The organism is Verrucomicrobiia bacterium (assembly GCA_035460805.1).
GTDB lineage: Bacteria > Patescibacteriota > UBA1384 > CAILIB01 > CAILIB01 > DATHWI01.
On sequence record DATHWI010000002.1, the window covers coordinates 1 to 2,463 of the forward strand.

5 protein-coding genes are annotated in these 2,463 nt (G+C 51.0%); 4 read left to right on the forward strand and 1 reads right to left on the reverse strand.

Annotation, left to right across the window (positions count from 1 at the left end):
- The 4 genes from VLA04_00015 to rnc all read left to right on the forward strand — a co-directional run.
- Positions 1–461, forward strand: a 461-nt coding sequence (locus VLA04_00015) for a class I tRNA ligase family protein (protein ID HSI20099.1), incomplete at its 5' end; no start/stop codon positions are given.
- A 90-nt stretch (positions 462–551) separates the two neighbouring features.
- The gene (gene rpmF, locus VLA04_00020) at positions 552–725 is read left to right on the forward strand and encodes a 50S ribosomal protein L32 (GenBank protein HSI20100.1); all 174 of its coding nucleotides are present in this window, start codon (positions 552–554) and stop codon (positions 723–725) included.
- 11 nt (positions 726–736) lie between these two features.
- On the forward strand, positions 737–1,177 hold the full coding sequence (gene nusB / locus VLA04_00025; GenBank protein HSI20101.1) for a transcription antitermination factor NusB: 441 nt from the start codon (positions 737–739) through the stop codon (positions 1,175–1,177).
- A gap of 1 nt (position 1,178) precedes the next feature.
- A complete protein-coding gene (gene rnc, locus VLA04_00030) occupies positions 1,179–1,862 on the forward strand; it encodes a ribonuclease III (protein HSI20102.1) in 684 nt (227 codons plus the stop codon).
- Between the two features lie 40 nt (positions 1,863–1,902).
- Here rnc and VLA04_00035 read toward each other — a convergent pair.
- Positions 1,903–2,463, reverse strand: a 561-nt coding sequence (locus VLA04_00035) for a D-alanyl-D-alanine carboxypeptidase (GenBank protein ID HSI20103.1), incomplete at its 5' end; no start/stop codon positions are given.

Below are 2,463 nucleotides of genomic sequence, written 5' to 3' on the forward strand. Positions count from 1 at the left end.
AACGCGTCCTCATGCACCGTGTCATTAAAAAGGTAACGGAGGATATTGCTGACTTTAAGTTTAATACCTGCGTTTCTACCCTTATGGAGACGGTGAATGGCCTTACTGAGCTACCAGAACTACACAGGGATAGCTATTTCCAGCTTTTGACTATCGTTTCCCCCTTTGCGCCTCATATAGCAGAAGAGTTATGGGAAGAGGCGGGTGGTGCGGGCTTCTGCAGCCTTGCTCCTTGGCCGACCTGGAATCAAAGTTATCTGGTTGCCGCTACCTGGGAATGCCCCGTACAGGTCAATGGCAAGGTGCGGGTACGGCTTACCCTTCCTTCCACTATTGATGAGGCTGGGATCCGTTCTGCAGTAGAAAATGACCCTCAAGTTCAGCAGTATATTGCAGGTAAAGAGCTTATAAAGATGGTCATTGTGCCCGGCAGGCTCGTTTCAATTGTCATTAAGCCCTAACCCGTTGAATATCAGATTGAAATCTGATATATTCGTTAGGTCTAGCTACGCCTTGTAGCCAAATCGAAAGCTTTCTCATAAACTGTTCTCATGGCAACTCCTAAAAAGCGGCTCAGTCCTGTCCGCTCTGGCAACCGCCGCCGCAATCTTGGCCTCACCCTACCTGCAACCCAGGTATGCCCTTCTTGTAAGCAACTCATGGTTAAACACCAGGCTTGCCCTCATTGTGGCGCATACAAAGGTCGCCAGGTTATTGCAGCTTAACGCACACTCCAGTGGCACAAAATCGACACCTCTCCAGAACTGTCTGCATGCAGACGCTTTATGAGTGGGAATTTCGTGGGTATCCCGAGCTTGAAGATATTATGGCTCGGAATATCCAGGAGTTTGAGAAGGATGTCGACAAGACGTATATCCCCAAAGTAGTGCACGGTATCCGTGATAATTACGAGGAGATTAACGCCCTTATCGTAGAAGCAGCACCTGAATGGCCACTAGATCAAGTGGCTAAGGTGGATAAGAACGTCATCCGCGTGGCTATCTACGAAATGATCTACGATTCCGAAGAGGATGTTCCACCTCGTGTTTCTATTAACGAAGCAATTGAGATTGGAAAGACCTTTGGTGGCGAAAGCTCCCCAAAGTTTATCAATGGTGCCTTAGGCTACGTTTATCGTAAGTTTGAGGACAAGCTAAAGCCGCGCGACGCGCGCTAATATGATTGACTTTACCCCGCTGGAGGACCGGATCGGATATGTTTTCCGAGACCGCGATCTTTTGCAGCAAGTATTCATCCACCGCTCATACCTGAACGAGCACCGCGCCTTTCCTCTTGACCACAATGAGCGGCTAGAGTTTTTAGGTGATGCCGTATTAGAGCTAGTGGTGACAGAGCATCTCTATAAGACCTTCCCTAACCCTGAGGGCGAACTTACGACCTTCCGCAGCGCACTCGTTAAGGGTGAAACATTGGCAACCATTGCTAATGACCTAAACTTCTCCGAGTACCTTATGGTCTCCAAGGGTGAGGAAAAGAGCGGAGGCAAGAACAAGGCCTACCTTTTGGCAAATGCATTGGAGGCGTTCATTGGCGCACTTCACCTAGATGGTGGCTATGAGGCGGCTGAGAAGTTCATCCACCAGTGCGTTCTTAACCTACTGGAGAACATCCTGGCTAATAAGCTTCATATCGACCCAAAGAGCCGGCTGCAGGAGTATACCCAGGAACACTTTGGCCAGACACCTATTTACGATGTTATCTCTGAGACCGGCCCTGACCATGCCAAGGAGTTCTCCGTGGTGGTGCGGATTGGTGACCGGGAGCTAGGCCGTGGCTTAGGTGCCAGCAAGCAGGCGGGCCAAGTGGCTGCCGCAGCGGAAGCCTTGGCAGGACTCGAATAAAAAAGGACCCTTACGAGGGTCTTTTTTTTGGGTAAAGAGATTACTCAATATGCCAGTTGGCAAAGCCCCAGTCCAAGAGCTTGCGTGTCTCTTGCGCAGACGCTTCCTTGGTCTCTGCATAGGTGCTGAGGACAACGGCAATAAGCTTCATGCCATTGCGTTCTGCTGCGCTGAGGAGACAGTGCCCGGCTTCTGGGGTGAACCCAGTTTTGCCACCAATTACGCCTTCGTAAAAGTAGTCAGCAACAAGACGGTTTGAGTTGCGGAGGTCGTGCCGGATGGTGCCTGACACATTAGTAACGGTAACGCTTGGCGTGCTGATGATGGCCTTGATAACAGAGTCTTGCGTCGTGTGATGTGCCAGTTTCGCCAAATCGAGGGCGGTACTATGGCCGGTATCGTCTAAGCCCGCTGGGTCTGCGTACTTTGTGTTAGCCATTCCCAGTTTGTTGGCAGTGGAATTCATCTCTTCTACAAAGCGGGCAACGCGCTCTTCACGGGGCGCGCTTGGGTTTGCGAGAAGGCGTCCGCCACCGTACTCAGCGAGGGCCATGGCTGCATCGTTCCCCGAAACAAGAAGTGCACCCTTAAGGAGGCTGTC